Raw genomic sequence first — 228 nt, forward strand, 5'->3', positions numbered from 1 at the left:
GCTCGTCTCGCGACCTGACCTCTCCCGATCGAGCATCAGTTCGACGTCATGAATAGTCTGAAGCAGAAACCGCCGGGCCAACTCTCGAAACCAGCCATAGACCGTGCGTCAGTGGCCGAAATGGATCGGCAACATCCGCCAGCCACAGCCCGAGCGGACCAGGTAGCGCACCGCGTTGATCACCTCGCGAAATTCGATCTCGCGTGGACGGCCCATGCGCCCCGGTTC

General features: G+C 61.8%; 1 pseudogene. It reads right to left on the bottom strand.

The features are described from left to right. Positions 1–228: pseudogene (locus AA0535_RS10845) on the bottom strand (transposase); the annotation flags it as partial.

The organism is Asaia krungthepensis NRIC 0535, assembly GCF_025995175.1.
Classification (GTDB): Bacteria; Pseudomonadota; Alphaproteobacteria; order Acetobacterales; family Acetobacteraceae; genus Asaia; species Asaia krungthepensis.